Annotated in this window: 18 protein-coding genes; 7 read left to right on the top strand and 11 right to left on the bottom strand. The window is 67.6% G+C overall.

What is annotated here, in order from left to right; all coding sequences use genetic code 11:
- The first annotated feature begins 103 nt into the window (after positions 1–103).
- Positions 104–1,132 (top strand): hypothetical protein, encoded by a 1,029-nt coding sequence (locus ACOOHP_RS07210; RefSeq protein ID WP_420465779.1) that lies wholly within the window; start codon positions 104–106, stop codon positions 1,130–1,132.
- Between the two features lie 81 nt (positions 1,133–1,213).
- Here the strand turns inward: ACOOHP_RS07210 and ACOOHP_RS07205 are convergent, their stop codons facing one another.
- From ACOOHP_RS07205 to surE, 4 genes are all read right to left on the bottom strand, one after another.
- Complete coding sequence (locus tag ACOOHP_RS07205) at positions 1,214–2,122, bottom strand: peptidoglycan DD-metalloendopeptidase family protein (protein ID WP_420465778.1); 909 nt, start codon at positions 2,120–2,122, stop codon at positions 1,214–1,216.
- Complete coding sequence (locus ACOOHP_RS07200; protein WP_420465777.1) at positions 2,119–2,736, bottom strand: DedA family protein; 618 nt, start codon at positions 2,734–2,736, stop codon at positions 2,119–2,121. The genes ACOOHP_RS07205 and ACOOHP_RS07200 overlap by 4 nt, the downstream gene beginning before the upstream one ends.
- Positions 2,737–2,875: 139 nt before the next feature.
- Positions 2,876–3,550 carry a protein-L-isoaspartate(D-aspartate) O-methyltransferase gene (locus ACOOHP_RS07195; RefSeq protein ID WP_420465776.1) on the bottom strand — a complete coding sequence of 225 codons (675 nt, stop codon included), beginning with the start codon at positions 3,548–3,550 and terminating at the stop codon, positions 2,876–2,878.
- A gap of 13 nt (positions 3,551–3,563) precedes the next feature.
- A complete protein-coding gene (gene surE, locus ACOOHP_RS07190; protein WP_420465775.1) occupies positions 3,564–4,310 on the bottom strand; it encodes a 5'/3'-nucleotidase SurE in 747 nt (248 codons plus the stop codon).
- 94 nt (positions 4,311–4,404) lie between these two features.
- On the opposite strand from surE, the gene ACOOHP_RS07185 reads away from it, so the two are divergent.
- On the top strand, positions 4,405–4,944 hold the full coding sequence (locus ACOOHP_RS07185) for a Smr/MutS family protein (protein ID WP_420465774.1): 540 nt from the start codon (positions 4,405–4,407) through the stop codon (positions 4,942–4,944).
- A 42-nt stretch (positions 4,945–4,986) separates the two neighbouring features.
- Here the strand turns inward: ACOOHP_RS07185 and ACOOHP_RS07180 are convergent, their stop codons facing one another.
- A complete protein-coding gene (locus ACOOHP_RS07180) occupies positions 4,987–6,228 on the bottom strand; it encodes an OmpA family protein (protein WP_420465773.1) in 1,242 nt (413 codons plus the stop codon).
- Between the two features lie 168 nt (positions 6,229–6,396).
- Between ACOOHP_RS07180 and ACOOHP_RS07175 the strand changes: the two genes are divergently transcribed.
- Positions 6,397–7,362 carry a C-terminal binding protein gene (locus ACOOHP_RS07175; protein WP_420465772.1) on the top strand — a complete coding sequence of 322 codons (966 nt, stop codon included), beginning with the start codon at positions 6,397–6,399 and terminating at the stop codon, positions 7,360–7,362.
- Positions 7,363–7,429: 67 nt separating this feature from the next.
- On the opposite strand, the gene ACOOHP_RS07170 is transcribed toward ACOOHP_RS07175, so the two are convergent.
- Together ACOOHP_RS07170 and orn are read right to left on the bottom strand one after the other, a co-directional pair.
- Positions 7,430–7,903, bottom strand: coding sequence for an Hsp20/alpha crystallin family protein (locus ACOOHP_RS07170; RefSeq protein WP_420465771.1), 474 nt, complete (start codon positions 7,901–7,903; stop codon positions 7,430–7,432).
- 96 nt (positions 7,904–7,999) lie between these two features.
- Positions 8,000–8,557 (bottom strand): oligoribonuclease, encoded by a 558-nt coding sequence (gene orn, locus ACOOHP_RS07165; protein WP_420465770.1) that lies wholly within the window; start codon positions 8,555–8,557, stop codon positions 8,000–8,002.
- 80 nt (positions 8,558–8,637) lie between these two features.
- On the opposite strand from orn, the gene ACOOHP_RS07160 reads away from it, so the two are divergent.
- The 3 genes from ACOOHP_RS07160 to ACOOHP_RS07150 all read left to right on the top strand — a co-directional run bounded on the left by ACOOHP_RS07160 (position 8,638) and on the right by ACOOHP_RS07150 (position 14,437).
- A complete protein-coding gene (locus tag ACOOHP_RS07160; RefSeq protein WP_420465769.1) occupies positions 8,638–9,807 on the top strand; it encodes a trans-sulfuration enzyme family protein in 1,170 nt (389 codons plus the stop codon).
- A 134-nt stretch (positions 9,808–9,941) separates the two neighbouring features.
- Positions 9,942–14,105: a hypothetical protein gene (locus ACOOHP_RS07155; protein WP_420465768.1), complete on the top strand. Its 4,164-nt coding sequence runs from the start codon at positions 9,942–9,944 to the stop codon at positions 14,103–14,105.
- On the top strand, positions 14,102–14,437 hold the full coding sequence (locus ACOOHP_RS07150; RefSeq protein ID WP_420465767.1) for a 4a-hydroxytetrahydrobiopterin dehydratase: 336 nt from the start codon (positions 14,102–14,104) through the stop codon (positions 14,435–14,437). Before ACOOHP_RS07155 ends, ACOOHP_RS07150 begins: the two co-directional genes overlap by 4 nt.
- Here ACOOHP_RS07150 and recR read toward each other — a convergent pair.
- Both recR and ACOOHP_RS07140 read right to left on the bottom strand, forming a co-directional pair.
- Complete coding sequence (gene recR, locus ACOOHP_RS07145; protein WP_420465766.1) at positions 14,434–15,033, bottom strand: recombination mediator RecR; 600 nt, start codon at positions 15,031–15,033, stop codon at positions 14,434–14,436. The two genes, ACOOHP_RS07150 and recR, sit on opposite strands and share 4 nt — an antisense overlap.
- A 52-nt stretch (positions 15,034–15,085) precedes the next feature.
- Positions 15,086–16,252 carry an alpha/beta hydrolase family esterase gene (locus ACOOHP_RS07140; RefSeq protein WP_420465765.1) on the bottom strand — a complete coding sequence of 389 codons (1,167 nt, stop codon included), beginning with the start codon at positions 16,250–16,252 and terminating at the stop codon, positions 15,086–15,088.
- 242 nt (positions 16,253–16,494) lie between these two features.
- Between ACOOHP_RS07140 and ACOOHP_RS07135 the strand changes: the two genes are divergently transcribed.
- Positions 16,495–17,493, top strand: a complete 999-nt coding sequence (locus tag ACOOHP_RS07135; RefSeq protein ID WP_420465764.1) for a winged helix-turn-helix domain-containing protein — start codon at positions 16,495–16,497, stop codon at positions 17,491–17,493.
- A 386-nt stretch (positions 17,494–17,879) separates the two neighbouring features.
- Here the strand turns inward: ACOOHP_RS07135 and epmA are convergent, their stop codons facing one another.
- Complete coding sequence (gene epmA / locus ACOOHP_RS07130; RefSeq protein ID WP_420465763.1) at positions 17,880–18,845, bottom strand: EF-P lysine aminoacylase EpmA; 966 nt, start codon at positions 18,843–18,845, stop codon at positions 17,880–17,882.
- A 17-nt stretch (positions 18,846–18,862) separates the two neighbouring features.
- On the bottom strand, positions 18,863–19,432 hold the full coding sequence (gene efp, locus ACOOHP_RS07125; protein WP_420465762.1) for an elongation factor P: 570 nt from the start codon (positions 19,430–19,432) through the stop codon (positions 18,863–18,865).
- Positions 19,433–19,518 lie beyond the last annotated feature (86 nt).

The raw sequence follows: 19,518 nt of genomic DNA, 5'->3' as shown, positions 1-19,518 counted from the left end.
CGATCCCGGCAACATGCCAACGCCGGAGCCGGAACCCGAGCCTGATCCAGAACCCGAGCCGGAGCCTGATCCAGAACCGGAGCCCGAACCAGAACCTGAGCCGGTGTCCGCCGCTGCGGCGCTCGCCAGCGCCATGGGGCGCGACAGCCGGCTGCTGATCGGGTTGGGCACCAACAATCCCATCAGCGCTATCCAGGAGCAGGGTCTACAGATCGATTTCTATGATCGCTACCTGCCGAGCATCGGTGGCGACTCCTGGATCAATTACAACAGCCCCGAAGGCGAGTACGTAAACATCGTCACCGCCTTGGCCGACAGCGTCGGGGCCATCCCCATGTTCACGCTCTACCAGATGGCGGACAACGGCGACGGCAACATCGAGGGGCTGCTGTCCAGCGCCTCGCAGATGGACAGGTACTGGCGACATACCGAACTGCTGTTCGACCTGCTGGGTGCCTACGACAAGCCGGCCATCGTCAATCTGGAGCCCGACTTCTGGAGTTACGTCGCGCTCTATACCGACAGCCAGCCCACCGCCATGTTTGCCCAGGTCGACATCGCCGATGATTGTGCCGACCTGCCCAACGACGTCACCGGCGTCGGCCGCTGCCTGCTCGCCATTGCCCGGGCGCGCGCGCCCAAGGCCTTCGTCGGCTTCCCGCCGGCCTCCTTCGGGCAGACCGACGAGGAGGTCATCTCGCTGATGAACGCGGTCGGTGCGGCCGAAGGCGATTTCATGATCCAGCAGACCCTGGACCGCGATGCCGGGTGCTTCGAGGCCGACGGTCCGGGCTGCGGACGCAGTGTCGACAATCCTTACTGGGACGACGCGGCGTTCGAGCGGCACCTGGCGCAGACTCGCATCTGGCAGCAGGGCATCGGACGCCTGCCGGTGCTGTGGTGGCAGACGCCGATGGGGGTGCCCTCACCCAACCCCGGCGGCAGCTTCGAGCGTTACCGCGACAACCGCGTGGATTATTTCCTGCGCAATCCCGAGCGTCTGGTCCAAGCTGGAGGAGTCGGCGTCGTGTTTGCCGCCGGGGCCAACGGGCAGACCACCATCACCAGCGACGACGGCCAGTTCCGCGATTTGCTGGAAACCTATCTGGCCGATCCGGTACCTCTACCCTGAGCCGGCGCCGACTGAACTTCTCTGCGATCGTCTTGGGCGGACCGTCGGCTGCGGGTATCGCCCCGACTCCGCCGGTCCGCTTCAACGCGGTGGCAGGTACGGAACCGGGTTGACCGGCTGGCCGCGTTCGCGAATCTCGAAGTGCAGGATCGGCTTGTTTTCCGGGCCCAGCCCCAGTTCGGCGATGTGCTGGCCGCCACTCACCATCTGACCTTCGTTGACCAGACGCGTGCGGTTGTAGCCATAGGCCGACAGGCGCAGATCATCGTGCTTGATGATGATCAGCTCGCCGTAGCCCTTGAGCGCCGACCCGCTGTACACGACTTTGCCCGGCGCCGCCGCAAAAACGGGCTGGCCGACCTTGCCGGCGAAGTCCAATCCCTTGGAACCGGCGCCGGGGTTGTATGCCCGCACGACGTCACCCTGCGTGGGCCATTGCCACTTGTACGGGCCTCCCGACTCGCTGGTGATCACTGGCGGGGGCGGCACCGTCGGACGGACCACCGGCTCGACCGGAGACGGCGGAGCATGGGCCACGATGCGCGGTCGGCGCGGTGCCGGCGCCGCACCGGGCACGATCGGAATGGTCGGCGCTTCGACCGGTAGCGGCGTTGGGCGGTTGCTGGGGGGCGGCGGTTCCTGAGTGGGATACGACACCACATCGCCCTCCACCAGCGCGACCTGCGGCGGCGCCGACAACCGCAGAACCTGTCCGGGTCGGATCAGGTAATCGGAACCCACCGCGTTCCATCGCGCCAGCTCGCGATAGTCCAGATTGTTGCGAAACGCGATCGAGTACATCGTGTCGCCCCGCTGCACCATGTACTCGCCGCTCGCCACCGGGCGTTCGGGCGTCACCGGCGGCAACTGCTGGTTGTGCACTTCGCGTTGCGGCGGCGGATCCCAGGACACCAGATTGGCGCAACCGCCGGCGAGCGATGCAGCAAGCAACGGTGCGATTCGCGCTAGGCGGTGGAATTCCAGACTCAAGGCGTGGCCTCCGGGTTTTGCTTGTTGCGATGCTTGTAGATGAACCAGATCACGAACGCCAGCAGCCCCAGCAGGGCCAGCACACTCGCCTCGTGGGTGTATTTGCCCACCGCTTCCACCACCGGTTCACCAAAGAAATAGCCCAGCGCCACCAGCACGCCGCACCACAGGGTCGCACCGAGTGTGGTGAGGAACATGAACGGCGCCAGCCGCATGCCGAACATCCCCGGCGGGATCGAGATCAGGTGCCGGATGCCGGGAATGAAGCGACCGACGAAGGTCGCCAGATTCGCGTTGCGCAGAAACAGCGCCTCGGCATCTGCAAAGGTCCTGGGGCTGACCAGAAAATACTTGCCGTAGGTGAGGGCAAACGCACGGCCCACGTAGCGACCCATCAGGTAATTGAAACAGGCGCCGCCCAGCGAGCCGAGGCCGCCGGCCAGGGTCGCCAGCCACGGATTCAGCTCCCCCTGCGCCGCCCGATAACCGGCCGGAATCATCACCACTTCCGACGGGATGGGGACCAGGGTCGATTCCAAGGCCATCAGGAACGCGATCTCGCCGTAGCCAAGATGCGCCAGGATGCCGTTGAGCCATTCTCCGAACGCTTGCATGTTGCTCCTCAGAACGGCCGCGGCGGTCGCGCGCCGATGCCGCTTCGTCGCGCGCCCAATGGCTCCCGCCGCCGGCACTCGCCCGGCGTCGGCGCGCAGGTGCCGGTGGCCGGACCCGGCAAGTGTATGGGACGCCCGATCAGGCTTTGCCGCTCAGCAGCGGCACGAAGGTGACGGCGCCGATCTCGCGTTCGACCCGGCCCTTGGCGCCGCGTTCCACCACTCGCAGCATCTGCGCCCCGGCCGGCCCGACCGGGATCACCAGGCGCCCGCCCGGTGCCAGCTGATCGATCAGCGCGGTCGGTACCTCGTCTCCGCCGGCAGTGACCACGATACCGTCGTACGGCGCATACGGCGACCAGCCCAGCGTGCCGTCGGCATATCCGAAGTGCACGTTGCGGTGGCCCAGGCCGGCCAGACGCACGCGTGCGGTTTCGGTGAGTGCGCGGATGCGCTCCACCGTGAACACGGTTTCCACCAAATGCGACAGCACCGCGGTCTGGTAGCCGCTGCCGGTGCCGACCTCCAGAACGCGCCGGGGCGAGCCACCACCCAGCACCGCCTCGGTCATCAAGGCCACGGTGTAGGGCTGCGAGATGGTCTGCGCGTAACCGATCGGCAACGCGCGGTTCTTGTAAGCCTCGGACTTGAGCGCCTCTTCCACGAACTCGTGGCGCGGCACCTTGTTCATGGCCTCCAGCACGCGCTCGTCGCGAATGCCTTGCCGGCGCAGTTCGTCGAGCAAGGCCACACGCACCCTGGACGAAGTCATGCCCAGCCCGCGGCTGTGGTGGTGTCGAACGGCGTCGGTCATCGCGCGGGTCCGCTCAAAGGTCCTGCGCCCACGACGACAGACGCTCCAGCGAGGCATGCCGGGTCAAGTCGACCAGCAGCGGCGTGATCGACACGCGATGGCGGTTGATGGCGTGAAAGTCGGTTCCGGGTCCGGCGCCGCCCTCGCCGCCGGCGGCACCGATCCACCAGATCTGGCGACCGCGCGGGTCGCGCGCAGAAATCGCCTTCTCCGATTTGTGGCGACTGCCCAGCCGAGTGACCTCGTACCCCTGCAGGTCTTCGAAGGCGATGTCGGGCACGTTGACATTGAGGATGGTATCGCCCGGCAGCGGATCGTGGCGCAGTCGCTCCACCATCCGCAGCGCCACCCGCGCAGCGGTGTCGAAATGCTGGGGCTCGTGCGAGCAGCACGACACCGCCACCGCGGAATAGCCGAGGAAACGGCCTTCCATCGCCGCTGCCACGGTGCCGGAGTACAGCGTGTCGTCGCCCAGGTTGGAGCCGGCGTTGATCCCGGACACCACGATCTCGAAGGCCTCATCGAGCATGCCGGTCAAGGCCAGGTGCACGCAGTCGGTTGGCGTGCCGTCCACGCAGTGGGTGCCATCGGCGTGCGTCTGCACGCGCACCGGTCGCGCCAGGGTGAGCGAATTGCTGGCGCCGCTGCGGTTGCGGTCGGGCGCCACCACCGTGACATCGTGCTGCTCTCGCAGATGATCGCGCAGGCATAGCAAGCCCGGCGCGGTACAGCCATCGTCGTTGGAAAGAAGGATGCGCATGGGATCGACACGTCAAAGAGCGCTAGTTTATCCGCCCAGCGCCTATGATTCCGTTGCCCGAGCCCAACGCCCCGCCTGCCAGCCGCGACCTCGCATGTGCCCCGAACCGCCCGACGACGACCTTGACGCGTTTCGCGCCGCCATGCGCGACATTCGCCTGCACGGTCCCAGCACGCGCGTGCCCACCCGTCCGCTGCCACCGCCACCGGAGCCGCGTCACAGCAGGGCTGACGAGGCTGCGGTGCTGGCGGAACTGCTGAGCGGACCGGACCCCGACCATTTCGAGAGCGGAGAAACCCTGAGTTATCGCGCGCCGGGCGTGCAGGAGTCGGTGCTGCGACACCTGCGCCGAGGCGGCTACCGGCTGGAAGCGGAAGTCGATCTGCACGGACTCAACCGCGACAAGGCAAGGGCGGAGGTCGCGCGCTTTCTGGCCCAGTGCCGCGACCAGGACCGGCGCTGCGTACGCATCATTCACGGCAAGGGCAATGGTTCGCCCAACAGCGGGCCGGTCATCAAGCGCCAACTGGACGGCTGGTTGCGCAAGCTGCGCGACGTGCACGCGTTTTGTTCGGCGCGACCTGAGGACGGCGGCAGCGGCGCGCTCTACGTGCTGCTGCGCCGCAGCGGCTGAGCGATGGTCCGCTCAGCCGCTGCGCGCTTCGGCTAAACGCGTTTACTGACCGCCTTCGGAGCCATCGGCGATCACCTGCAGCTCGACGCGCCGGTTCATCTCGCGACCTTCGTCGGTCGCGTTGTCGGACATCGGCTGGGCCTCGCCCATCCCGCGCGGCGCCATGCGCTCGGTGGCGACGCCCTTGCCCTCCAGGTACTTCACGACTGCAGCGGCGCGGCGTTCAGACAGCGTCTGATTGTAAGGCTCGGAGCCCCTGGAGTCGGTGTGACCGACCACTTCGACGTCGATATCCGGATGCTCGGTCAGTTCCGTCGCAACCATGTCCAGGATGGTCTGGGCATTGGCGGTGAGCACGGAGCGATCAAAGTCGAAGTTCACGCCACGCAACACGATGGTGTCGCCGGTCTTGCAGCCTTCCATATCCATCAACTGCTCGCCGTCGGGGCCGGTGCACGGCGGCGGCGGCGGGGGTGGGGGCGGGGGCGGCGGGGCCTCGACCACCTGCACCGGCTCGGGTTCCGGCGGCGGCGGCGGGGGCGGCGGCGGGTTGCCGAAGTTGTAGCGCAAGGTCAGCATCGCCGACTGCGTTTCGTAGCGGGCCTTGACGAATTCCTCGTTGTCGACGCCATACTCGAAATCGCCGCTTTCGGACTTCAGGTAACGGTAGTCCAGGCTCACATCGATTTTCGGCGTCACGCTGTAGCCGATACCGGCACCCAGCTGCCCGGCGAACACGATGTCGTCGTCGCTGCCCAGATCGTTGCCGTTGTAGGTGGGATCGCTCAGCTCGAATCTCACCGCGCCCAGGCCGCCGCCGAAGTAGGGCCGCAGCTTGGAGTCGGGACCCAGGAAGTCGATCCAGACGTTGGCCATGGCCGTGATCGCCTCGGTTTCCTCTGCGGGTGCGTCGGTTACCACCGTCGCTGCCGTGCCAGGTGTCAGCAGGCCACCGCCCACGACGCGATTCTCGGTCTGCTGGTCGACATCGTTGAGGCGGTAGGCCAGCTCCAGCTCCGGCCGAAAGATGCCCTGACGAACGCCGACGGCCAAACCGGCGACGAAACCGTCGTCCGAGTCGATCGCGAACAGGGTGTCGCCGTTGCGGACCGGCAGTTCGACATCGCGTCCGGACAGACGGAAGTCCTCGTCCTCCAGAAGATTTAAGCCACCGAACAGGCTGACGTACGGGCCGTTCACGCCGGCTTGCGCCAGTTGCGGCGACAGACCCAGAAAAATGCCCACTACACCCAGGCCGAGCCTGGTCTTGAATCCATTCGACATCGATCACTCCCCTGACGAAAATCGGATCGGCGGCGTTGCCGATCGCGTAAACGATGCGCCGACGCACGTGACAAGGCTATGAAACCGCCCCCTTTGCTCCCAGAGGATGCAAGGTCCGCACGGCTGAAGACGCGCTGAACAGCCCAACACAGCTTTCCAGAACCGCAGATGAACAAACGCCAGAAAGTGCTGCTCACCGACTATGCCTGGAACAACCTCGACCTCGAGTACGAGCGCTTTGCCGCCGCCGGCCTGGAACTCATCGCAGGACCGAAGGCGGCGCCGCCACCCGAAAATATTGTCGCCCAATGCGCACATTATCGCCCACAGGCGATCATGACCTGCTGGGCGCTCGTCAATCGGGCCGCCATCGGCCACTGCGAGAACCTGCAATTGGTCGCCCGCGTCGGCGTCGGGTTGGACAACATCGACCGCGTGGCCGCCGCTGCGCGCGGCGCGCTGGTGACCAATGTGCCGGATTACTGCGTCGAGGAGATGTCGGATCACGCCGTGGCGATGCTCCTCGACTGGGCCCGCGGGATCACCGAGAACGACCGCGAGGTCAAGCAGGGCATCTGGGATCCCTCGCGTCCGACACCGCGGCGCGTGCGCACGCTCACCGTCGGTATCGCCGGCTACGGGCGCATCGGCAAACTGGTCGCACGCAAATTGCGCGGCTTCGGCTGCACCGTGCTGGCCTACAGCCGCACGCGGGCGGCGGACCATCCGGCCGAGATCGAGTGGGTGGATTTTGGCGGCCTGCTAACGCGCAGCGACGCGGTGATCGTGCTGCTGCCGTTGTCGGCGCAGACCCGACACGTGTTCGATGCGCGCGCGTTTGCGCAGATGAAGCCCGGCAGCCTGTTGGTCAACATCAGCCGCGGCGCGCTGGTTCACAACGAGGATTTGATCGTCGCGCTGGAAGTCGGACGCCCCGGCCGCGCGGCGCTGGACGTGATCGAAGGCGAACCCGAGCCGCCTGCGGCCATCACCGCACATCCGCGCATCGTCACCACGCCGCACATCGCGTTCTCGTCGCCAACGTCGGTCGAGGAGCTGCGACTGCGCGCCACCGAGGAGGTGATCCGCGTGCTCGCCGGGCAGCCACCGCGGGATCTGGTGCCGCCGCCGTAACGCGAAGGGAGTGACGCGAACGACCCGCTGCCCGAACTGGGGGCAGCGGGCCGTGTCGGACGCCCGATCAGGCGTTCACGGCAATGCGCCGCGGCTGTACCTGCGCGCGCTTGGGGATCACCACTTCCAGCACGCCGTTGCGACCGCTGGCGCTGACCGCGTCCGAATCGACAGTGTCCGGCAAGGTGAAGCGGCGATGGAAGCGACCGGCCGGCCGCTCGGTCCGACGCCGCTCGGCACCGTCCTTGTCGACGATGGCCTCGCGACTGCCGGCCAGGGTCAGCACGCCTTTCTCCAGCGTGACCTCGATGCTGGCGGGATCGACGCCAGGCACATCGGCGTACAGCACGAAGCGATCGGCGTATTCCTCGATGTCGACGCCTGGCGCCCAGTCGGCGGTCGCGCCGTTGGAGGCGTCGTTGGCACCGACGCGGTCGAAGAAACGGTTGACTTCCTGCAACAGCTCCTGATGCAGGGACCAGGGCTGACGGTAGGACTGATAGGGGTTGGCGGTCTGCGGAACGTAGTTCACGAGTGTCATGGCGGGTCTCCTTTTGCGATTGACTGCGGCGTATCGCCGCATGCCATGAAAGCTAGGAACGCCGATGTCCGTTTCAAGGCCTCGCGCCGCAATTTTTTAGCCGTTTTCGGACATTCCGATGAAGCGCCGACGGTAGTAGCGCAACTCCTCCACGGAGTCGCGAATATCGTCCAGCGCAAGGTGCGTGGAGGCCTTGGTGAAACCACCCGCGACCTGGGGCGCCCAGCGCCGGCACAGCTCTTTGAGCGTGGACACGTCGAGATTCCGGTAGTGGAAGAAGCGTTCCAGCCTGGGCATGTGGCGGGCCAGGAAACGCCGGTCCTGGCAGATCGAATTGCCGCACATCGGCGATGCCCCCGGCGGCACCCAGCGCAACAGGAATTCCAGCGTGAGGTTCTCCGCTTCGGCCTCGTCCAGCGTGCTGTCGCGCACGCGCCGGGTCAGGCCGGAGCCGCCATGCTGGCGCGTGTTCCACTCGTCCATCGCAGCGAGTTCGGCATCGGACTGGTGCACCGCCAGGGTCGGGCCCTCGGCCAGCAGCGTGAGCTGCGAATCGGTGACCAGGGTGGCGATCTCGATGATGCGATGGCGTTCGGGGATCAGGCCGGTCATCTCCAGGTCGATCCAGATCAGGTTGTTCTCGTGCGCAGCCATGTTCGAACGGACTGTAAAAGGTCCCAGGAGCATCACACACTGTTGCGGCAGCCGTCGCGGTTCAGCGCTAATCTGCGCGCATGTCGGATGCCAGAACCCCGCGTTTCGCTACGCAATGCATTCACGCCGGTCAGTCGCCGGACCCGAACACCGGTGCGGTGATGCCGCCGATCTCGCTGGCCTCAACCTACGTGCAGGACGCCCCCGGTACGCACAAGGGCTACGAGTACTCGCGCCCGCACAACCCCACCCGCTTTGCCTGGGAGCGCTGCGTGGCGGCGCTGGAGTCCGGCACGCGCGCGTGGTCGTTCGCCTCCGGCATGGCGGCGATCGCCACCGCGCTGGAGTTGCTGGACGCCGGCGGCCACGTGATCGTCAGCGAGGACTGTTACGGCGGCTCGTATCGCCTGTTCACGCAGGTGCGCGCCCGCAGCGCGGCGCTGCAGTTTTCCTTCGTGGACCTGCGCGATCCGCAGAATCTGGTCCGTGCGATCCGGCCGGATACGCGCATGGTGTGGGCCGAATCGCCGACCAATCCGCTGCTCCGTCTGGCCGATCTGGCCGCCATTGCGGCGCTGTGCCGAGAGCACGGACTGATCAGCGTGGTCGACAACACGTTCGCCAGTCCCTGTCTGCAAAGGCCGCTGGAACTGGGCTTCGATCTGGTGGTGCATTCGTCCACCAAGTATCTCAACGGCCATTCCGACATGATCGGTGGCGTGATCGTCGCCGGGTCCAACCCCGATCTGCTCGAGCGTGTGCGCTTCTTGCAGAACGCGGTGGGCAGCATCGCGGGTCCGTTCGATGCCTATCTGGCGTTGCGCGGGGTCAAGACCCTGGACCTGCGCATGCAGCGGCATTGCGCCAACGCGCAAGAGCTCGCCGGCTGGCTGGAGCGGCACCCCAAAGTGGCCCGCGTTCACTACCCGGGCCTGGCATCGCACCCGCAACACGCGCTAGCGCAGCGCCAGATGCGGCACGGTTACGGCGGCATGATCGCGCTGGAGTTGCGCACCGACATGGCGGGCACGCTGCGCCTGCTGCAGGGCACGCAGTTGTTTGCGCTGGCCGAATCCCTGGGCGGGGTGGAGAGCCTGATCGGCCATCCCCCCACCATGAGCCACGCCAGCGTGCCGGCTGCCGAGCGCGAACGCCTGGGCATCGTGGATCGGCTGGTCCGGCTGTCGGTCGGAATCGAGGACGTCGACGACCTGCGCAGTGACCTCGACCATGCACTGCGCAGGATCTGAAGAGTCGCATCGGTGCGGATGCGACGGCAGAACCGCGCCCGATGGGTCCCGGCAAAATGCGTGCTCGCCAACCCCTTGCCGACGCTGCGTCCGTTAACACTCGCTCCACCATCTTGCGTTGCAGGAGTCTTTCCATGAGGCCAGGCCTGTTGCTGGGTGCGCTGCTGCTTACCGTCGGCCTCGCGCAGGCGGCGCCGCTGAGCCCGGATCGGGTGCCTGAGCCCCTGCGGGCGTGGATTCCGTGGGTGCTGCACGGCGCGGAACCCGAGCTCTGCACGCTCGCGCACGGCGCCGCCGCCAGGCGCCTGTGCCACTGGCCGACCCAGCTCAACCTCGACCTCGACGCCGCTGGTGGCCGCTTCGACTTGCGCGCCCGTGTCGAGGCACCCGGCTGGCTGGAACTGCCCGGCGACAGCTCAAGCTGGCCGCAGGACGTGACCGTGAACGATCGGGCGGCGCCGGTGCTGGACCGCGACGCCATCCCTGCACTGTGGGTCGGCGCCGGGGAGCACGTCGTGCAAGGCCGTTTCGACTGGCGCGCCCTGCCGGAATCCTTGCGCGTGCCGGCCGGCAGCGGGCTGCTCGCCTTGCGGCTGGGCGGCCGTGAGGTGGCCCATCCGCAGCGCGACACCGGCAATCAACTGTGGTTGGGCCGCCGCGCCGCGAGCGCAGCCGAGCAGGCAGAGCGGCTGAGCCTGCGCGTATTCCGCCTGATCGACGACGACATCCCGGCGCTGGTCACCACCCAGATCCAGATCGAAGCCGGCGGCGAAGTGCGAGAAGAACGCATCGGTCCCGCGCTGCTGCCCGGGCTGGTGCCGCTGAGCCTGAGCGGCGGCCTGCCAGCGCGCCTGGACGAGGACGGCTACTTGCGGGTGCAGGTGCGCCCGGGCCTGTGGACCCTGACCCTGAGCGCCCGCGCGACGGCGGCGCCGTTGATGCTGCCGGCTCCGGCGGCAAGCCCGGATTGGGCGGCGCAGGAGATCTGGTCGCTGCGCATGCGCCCCGAGCTGCGGGTGGTCGAGCCGACCGGTCTGGCGCCGGTGGACCCGCGCCAGACTGGCGTGCCGGCGCCCTGGCAGGCGTTGCCGGCTTTTCTGGCCGAACCCGGAGCGCAGTTGAGTCTGGCCGAGCGCCAGCGCGGCAGTCGCGACCTGGCACCCGACGACCTGCGCCTGCAGCGTCAGTTGTGGCTGGACTTCGACGGCGGCGGCTACAGCGTGCAGGACCACCTGCACGGACGCCTGGCACGGACGTGGCGGCTGGACGCGCAAGCGCCGATCACCCTTGGTCGCGTGCAGGTGGACGGCCAGCCGCAGCTCATCACCCGCCATCAGGACGGGGTCGGTGTGGAAGTGCGTCATGGCGTGTTGAACCTGTCTGCCGACAGCCGCATCGACGATGCCGGCCAGCGCCTGCCCGCGGGCGGCTGGAACACCAACCTGCAGGGTGTCGACACCACGCTGCACCTGCCGCCGGCCTGGCGGCTGATCGCCGCGCCGGGGGTGGACAACGTGCCGGACACCTGGCTGGCGCGCTGGACCTTGCTGGATCTGTTCCTGGTGCTGGTCGCCGCCATCGCCGCGTTGCGCCTGTTCGGCCGCGGTGCAGCGCTGTTGACCCTGCTGACCCTGGCGCTCACCTGGCACGAGCCGGCCGCGCCGCGCTGGGCCTGGCTCAATCTGATCGCGGCCATCGCCCTGCTGCGCGCGCTGCCGGCATCGCTGGACGGCGGTCGCCTGCGTAAGCTGCTGTGGGGTTATCAATGGGTCGCCGCGGCGATCCTGACATTCGTGGCATTGCCGTTCGCGGTACAGCAGGCGCGCCTGAGCCTGTACCCGCAACTGGATCCGGCTGGCGCGTGGGCACATCGCGCCGCGCCCATGGCCGGCAGCGCCGACATCGCCTACAGCGAGGCAGCCGCACCGCAGGAGATGGATCAGCCACGGGTCATGTCCAAGCTCGAAGCCTCGGCCGACGGTGTCGGCCAGTCGTCGCGGCAGCTGCTGGAGCCGGCATCGGCGCCCCAGCAGAACGCGGTGCAGACGTCGATCCAGGCGCTCGACCCCAATGTACTGACCCAGACCGGGCCGGGCTTGCCGGCCTGGCACTGGCGCAGCGCGCAACTGAGCTGGTCGGGGCCGGTCACCGCCGATCAGGCGTTCCGTCTGTGGTTGATACCGCCGTGGCTGACGCGTCTGCTCGGATGGGTCTCGATCCTGTTGATCGCCGTGCTGGCGGTGCGCTGGCTGGCGTGGCCGCCGGGCGGGCCGCGCCTGCGTCTTCGCCCCGTTGACGCTGCAACGGCAGCGACCCTGACGCTCACTCTGGCGCTGACCGCGGCGTTGCTGGCGCTGCCCTTGCCGGCGATGGCCTTGCAGGCCCCACAGTCCGACCCGCCGACGCCGTCGCAAGCCCTGCTCGACGAGTTGCGCGAACGCCTGATCGCCCCGCCCGACTGCTTGCCGCACTGTGCCCACTGGTCGCGCATGGCGGTGGCGGTGGACGCCACACAGACCCTGCTGCTGCGCCTGAGCGCGCAGGCGCAGGTGGATACGGCGCTGCCGCTGCCGGTGCCGCCGCTGGCCAGCGAACAAAGCCGCGTGTGGCAGCCGTCGCAGGTTCGCCTGGACGGCGAGCCGGCGACCCTGTTGCGCGATGCGCGCGGCGTACTGTGGCTGCGGGTGCCGGCGGGTCGCCACGAGGTGGACGTCAGCGGCGATCTCGAGGGCTTTACGCAGATTCAACTGCCGACCGCACCGCCGCCGAAGCAGGTCAGTGTCGACGCGCCCGGCTGGAACGTCAGCGGCGTGGATGCGCAGGGCCGTGCCGGCAGCGTCATCGACCTGCTGCGCGAGAAACCTGCGGATGCACCCGCGGGCGACGACGGCGGCGCACTCGAACCAGGCGGCGGACAGGCGCTACCACCCCTGCTGCGGCTGACACGCAATCTCCAGTTCGGGCTGGTATGGAACGTGGAATCGCAGTTGCAGCGCGAGGGCAACGCCCAGGGCGCGCTGGTGGCTTCGGTGCCGGCGCTGACCGGGGAGGTCGTCACCGGCGACGCTGTGCGCAAGCTCGGCAAGGTGATCCAGGCCAGCTTCTCACCGGGTCAGCGCGTGGTGCGCTGGACTTCGCGGCTGGAGGTCGCGCCGCAACTCGACTTGAAGGCGGACAGCAGCGTCAATCTGTTCGAGACTTGGCGCTTCGACATCAGCCCGTTGTGGCACGTCGACTTCGACGGCCTGGCGCCGGTGGCCAATCAGGAGGGCGACTGGCGACTGGTGAGCTTCCGTCCATGGCCGGGCGAGACCCTGGTGATCCAGGTGGCGCGACCGCAGTCGGTCAGCGGCCAGGTGCTGACCATGGACGCAGCCGAGCTGGACGTGCAGCCCGGCAAGCGCGCTACCGACTACCGTCTGGACTTGACCCTACGGGCCAGCCAGGGCGGCCAGCACGCGCTACCCCTGCCCGCGCACCTGAGCCTGCAGGGCCTGGACATCGACGGCGTGCCGCAGCCGCCGCGGCGCGAAGAAGACGGCCTGATCCTGCCCTTGCGCCCCGGCACGCAACAGGTAGCGGTGCGCCTGCGCGCCGAGGAGGGTCTGGGCCTGGTCACCCGCACGCCGGCCTTGTCCCCCGGCTCATCCGGGGTCAACGCACGCCTGCGCGTCCATCTCCCGGAAGACCGCTGGGTGTTGTGGGTCCATGGACCGACCCTGGGCCCGGCGGTGTTGTTCTGGGGCGTGCTGGCAGTGTTGCTGGCGGTGGCCATCGCACTCGGCCGCAGCGGGCTGACGCCGCTGCGGGGCACGCAGTGGGCGCTGCTGATGATCGGCCTGTCGCAACTGCCCGTCGTCGGCGCGGCCGCAGTGGCCGGCTGGCTGTTCGCGCTGGCGCTGCGTGCGCGGATACCGCAGCACTGGAGTGCGCGGCGGTTCAATGCGGCGCAGATCCTGCTGGCGCTGTGGACGCTGGTGGCCTTGAGCATCTTGTTTGGTGCGGTCGCGCAGGGCTTGCTGGGCACCCCGGACATGCAGATTGCCGGCAACGATTCCACGCGTTATCAGCTCAACTGGTACCAGGACCGCTACGCCGACGCCCTGCCTGAAGCCTGGGTGCTGTCGGTGTCGATCTGGTTCTATCGCGGACTGATGCTGCTATGGGCGTTGTGGCTGGCCAACAGCCTGCTCAACTGGCTGCGCTGGGGCTGGGCGCAGTATTCGCACGGCGGCCTGTGGAAGAAAGCGCCTGTTATCGTGCGCGAACCGGGACCTCAAGACGGAGCATCCTCATGACCGAGCTCACCAACAAGCGCTGTGTGCCCTGCGAAGGCGGCGTGCCGGCGCTGGACGCCGCGGCCTGCGCCGCGCTGATGCCGCAACTGCAGCCGCGATGGACACTGGCCGGCGACAGTCGCGCGCTCGCCGCGACGTTCGAGTTCAAGAACTACTACCACACCACCGCGTTCGTGAACGCGGTGATCTACGTGGCACATCGGGAGGACCATCATCCCGACGTGAACTTCGGCTACAAGACCTGCGAAGTGCGTTACTGGACTCACGCCGTGGGCGGGCTGACCGAGAACGACTTCATCTGCGCCGCCAAGATCGACGCGCTAATGGGCTAAACCGGCGTGCGCCCGCTCAGCGCGTGCGCCAGGGTGCCGCCGTCGACGTATTCCAGTTCGCCGCCCATGGGAACACCATGGGCGATGCGCGATACCTTGATCCCGGCGGCCTTGCCCATCTCGGCCAGGTAGTAGGCGGTGGCCTCGCCCTCCACGGTGGGGTTGGTGGCCACGATCATCTCCTGCACCGAGCCGTCGTCGAGCAGCGCCTGCAGAGCTGCCAGACCCAGTTCCTCCGGCCCCACGCCGTCCAGCGGCGACAGCCGTCCCATCAGCACGAAGTAGCGTCCGCGATAAGACGTGGCGGCGTCGATGGCCATCAGATCGGCGGGCGTTTCCACCACGCAGAGCTGGCCCGCCGCCCGGCGCGCCGGGCTGCAGTAGCGACAGGCCGCGTCCTCGCAGAACATGCGGCAGCTGGGGCAGCGGCCGATGCCGCTGAGCGCCTCGTTCAAGGCAAGACCCAGTTGCTCGGCGGCGCGACGGTCGCGATCCAACAGGTGAAACGCCATGCGCTGGGCCGATTTGGGACCGACGCCAGGCAGCTTGCGCAAGGCCTCGATCAGCCGCGCAAGGCGAGGGGAATAAGTATTCATGAGGCACCGATTCTACCGGTGCCTGCATAAAGACAGGCGCGGCGCCGACGCTTCAGTTCACCGCCGGCAACGACTCGAAGAACGACCAGATCAGGCCGTATCCCTCGGCATCCTGGTTCTGGTTGCCGAAAGCGGCCTTGCCGGCGGTGCCGATGCGGTACAGCAGGCTGGGTTCGACATGGCCGGCACGGTTGGCGCGGTAGAACACCACCGGCGCCGGCGAGGGCTTGGTAAAGCTGCCCGGCCGGCGGTCGTAGCGCATCTCGCGCAGCGTGGAGCCGGCGTCGGACGAGGTCACATTGGTCAGCTGGCGGTCGACCCGCGCGGCGGCCGCGTTGCCGTTGTAGGCCACCCAGAAATCGCGAGAGGCTTCCGCCGACAGCATGCAGCCGGTGAGCGACAGCGACAGCGCGGGACAACTGCCATCGGCATTCGCGGTACCGCGCCAGGGTACCAGCAGGTCCTGGTCGCCGTTGACCAGCGCGATGGGAACGGCGCGCCCGGCGGGCACGCACTCGCTGTCGGCCGCGACGTTGGCCAGGGCCGAACCCACCGCGCGCAGCAATTGCGGCCGCTCCAGGGCCATGCGCTGCGCCATGAAGCCGCCATTGGACTGGCCGATGACGAAGACCTGTTCGGGGTCGGCCCGGTACGGGCCGTCGGTGTCGGTGGCGTGTGCAATCAAGTCGGACAGGAAGCCGACGTCGTCTGCCACGCGGCCAGGACTCGGACGGCAGTCATTCCAGGTCTTGTTGGAGCGGCCGTCCGCCCACCCCGGCGAGCCCGGCGCCAGCAGCCCGTTGGTGCCGTTGGGCAGGATCAGCAGGTAGCCGTGCTCGTCGGCCAGATCGACGATGGCGGCAAACGGATTGCCCGGCTCCATCGCAATTTCATAACTCAGGCTACCGCCGTGCAGCGCGAGCAGCACGGGATCGCCTGGCCGGTAATCGCGCGGCGCGTAAACCAGAAAGAAGCGGTCGCCCTCCGGCGTTGGAATCGACAGCGGCGCGCTGAACATGCCCGACTTGACGGGCGCCGAAGGGGCGCCCCCGCCACTGCCCAGCAGGTTACGCAGCAGCTGCGCTTCACCCGGTACACTCCAGATGCACAGCGCGACGACGGCCAGCATCGCCAGGAGCAGCCACAGGGCCTGTCGCCAGGACGAGCCGGGTCCTGGCATGGCGGCCGGGGCATCGCGTCGGGAGCGGGTGCTGGACATGGAAATTCCGGAGGTTGGAACGTCCCGCCAACGTAAGATGAAGCGGCCCGCAGGTCCTCACCGTTTCCCAACCTTCACGTGCTAAATGTGATCCCGCTCGCAGATTGCCGGTCGGATTCGGCGCCCCGGGGATCGACGCTCGCGCCAAAGGGATGGAGCATCGTCGCTCGAACCGGATGAGGCCGCGGGTCGGGTGACGATCCGACGCTTGCCGATGCTTCGACACAACAAAGGGGGTTGTCTTGCAGCCTGAAACGCGACCCAGACGCTGGCGGTTCGCCGACGTCGTCGTCGATGAGGCCACCCGGCAGATTCAAGTGCAGGGCGCCATAGCGGATGTACAACCTCGCGTGTGGCATCTGTTGATGCGCTTGCTGGAACGTCCCGGCGAAGTTTGCGGCAAGGACGAACTGCTCGACGACTTGTGGCAGGACAAACCGGTTTCCGACGGCGCCCTGACCAACTGCGTGACCAAGCTGCGCAGCGCGCTGGACGACCGCGACTGGCACAAGGTGCTCACCGTGCACGGCCAAGGCTATCGCCTGGGCGTGCCAGTGACGGTGGAGCAGGACGAGGCGCTTGCCACCGGGCTCAGGCTGGCTGTCGGCCAGTCGCCGGCCGGGCGCCCCGAATGGCGCCTGGTGGAATGCCTGGACCGTGGTGTGCAGGGCGAGGCCTGGGCGATCGAACATCGCCAGCACCGTGGCAAACGGATGCTGAAGTTCGCGCCGGACGCTGTCGCGTCCGAATTCATGCTCCGCGAACTGACGGCGATCCAGCGCCTGCGCGAAGCCTGCGGCCCCGACGACTCGCCGGCGGTCGCGCTGCTGAGCCAACAGCTCGACGAACAACCCGCGTGGATGGAAACCGAATGGAGCTCGCTGGGCACCTTGCTGCAGTGGGGTTCGCGCAACGGTGATGCCAGTGCCTTGCCGCTATCCGCCCGGCTCGAGTGGGTGGCGCGCATCGCCGATGCCGTGGATGCCGCTCACGCCGCCGGCATTCTGCACGAGGACCTCAAACCCGCCTCCGTGGTCGTGCTCGCAGCATCGGACAGCGGCCCTACGATCAAACTGGCGAACTGGGGCTGGTCGCAGATGCCGCCTGACGGGCGCGCGTCACTGAGCCGCCGCCGCCGCGCTGGCGATCGTCCGGGCGACATTCACGCGCTCGGCGTCCTGCTCTATCAGTGCGTGCTGGGCGACTTGCAGTGCGCAATGACGGCCGACTGGACCGCGTAGGTACGCGACCCGCAATTGCGCGCCGAGATCGCAGCGGCGGTCCACCCGGATCCGCAGACGCGCCTCGCGCGCGCCGCAGACTTGTCGACACGCCTGCGTGCCCTGCGGCTGCGGTTGCCGGAATAGGCGACGCTCGCAACGACGCAGGCGGGGGCACACAGAAGATTCCGGCGTGGACGAACCGAGGAGTCGCAACTGCCGGCCACGCACGGCCCGGACAAACACGGTCCACAACAAAAGCCGGTTGGGATCGTCGCGACACCGCTTCGGTGAACGGATCAGCCTGCACAGGCCGCTGCCTTTCGATCCGCGGTCTCCGCGAAATCCGCGGCAACCGCATTTCCCGGGATGCACGCAGGTTGCAGAATCCGCAGCGCCTTCACCCCTCAGGCGCGATCGGCCGCAAACGTCAGACTGGGGGCCACTTCGGGCAGGCCGAGCTTGAGCATCAGCAGGCGATCCAGACCCAGGGCCACCCCCGCGCAATCCGGCAGGCCGTGCTCCAGCGCGGCGATCAGATACGCGTCCATAGGCGGCGTCGTGCGGTGCTGCTGCGCACGCCAGACGAGGTCGGCCTCGAAGCGGGCGCGCTGTTCGGCGGCGTCGGCCAGTTCGTGAAAGCCGTTGGCCAGCTCGATGCCCTGCCAGAACAGCTCGAAACGCTCGGCCAGCGGCGGATCGCCCGGCCGCACGCGCGCCAGCGCCGCCTGGCTGGCCGGGAAGTCGTGCAGAAACACCGGCGCCTCGTGACCCAGCCGCGGACCCACGCGGTGCGACATCCACAGGTCCAGCCAGGCGTCGCGATCCAAGGCCTGGCCGCCAAGATCCAGCATTGGTACCGCGCCGGCAGCCGCGCGCCGCGCCAAGGCTTCCACCGTCTCGGTGAACGGGTCTATGCCGGCGAAGGCCAGAAAAGCCTCGCGATAGCTCAGGCGCACGAAGCTGCGGCCGCGGCCGACGTCGAGCGCATGCATCAGCTCTTCGACCTCGTCCATCAGCAGATCGTGATCCCAGTCCGGTCGGTACCACTCGAGCAGACGAAACTCGGGGTTGTGATGTCGACCCCGCTCCTCGCGTCGAAACGCGGGTGCGATCTGAAAGATCGGTCCGCTGCCGGCACACAGCAGCCGCTTCATCGCGAACTCCGGCGAGGTCTGCAGCCAGCCGCCGCCGGGCACGGCAAAGGATTCGATGTGCCGATCCACAGTGGCATGCGCCGACAGGATCGGCGTGTCCACCTCGAGCACACCGCGGACGCCAAAAAAAGCGCGGACCGAACCATAAAGTTCGGCCCGCGCTTTCAGAGTTTCCAGACTGGCAGAGGGCTGCCATAGCGGCGCCTCACGCCTCACGCCTCACACCTCGCGAGCTACTTGCCCGCCCGGCTCAGGTACTCCCCGGTGCGGGTGTCGACCTTGACCAGTTCGCCCTGCTGCACGAACAGCGGTACGCGCACGATGGCGCCGGTTTCCAGGGTGGCCGGCTTGCCGCCGCCGCCGCTGGTGTCGCCACGAAGGCCCGGATCGGTTTCGGTGATGGCCAGGATCGCGAAGTTGGGCGGCGTCACCGACAGGGGCTGGCCGTTGAAGAACATGATCTTGCAAGTCTCTTCGCCCTTGATCCACTTGGCGGCGTCTTCGCACGCGGTCTTGCTGGCCTGGATCTGCTCGAAGCTGGCGGGGTTCATGAAATGCCAGAACTCGCCATCGTTGTAGAGATACTGCATCTCCACTTCCTCGATGTCGGCCAGCTCCCAGGTGTCTCCCGACTTGAGAGTACGATCGATCACGCGGCCGGTCTTGAGGCTGCGAATCTTCACCGTGTTGGTGGCCTGACCCTTGCCGGGTTTGCGATATTCGTTGTCGACGATGGAGTAGGGTTCGCCATCGACCAGCACCTTGGTGCCGGATTTCATTTCATTGGTGCTGACGGTAGCCATGCGCGAGACGCTCTTTGTCCTGGATGTACGGGGTTGCGTTCATCACGGTCGCGCGTTTGTGCGACCGGAATCGGTGAAAATCGGCC

The organism is Panacagrimonas sp. (assembly GCF_965216805.1).
In the GTDB taxonomy this organism is placed as follows: Bacteria; Pseudomonadota; Gammaproteobacteria; order Nevskiales; family Nevskiaceae; genus Panacagrimonas.
Note: the sequence above shows the minus strand (reverse complement) of the source record. Positions and strands in the feature narration are given on the sequence as shown.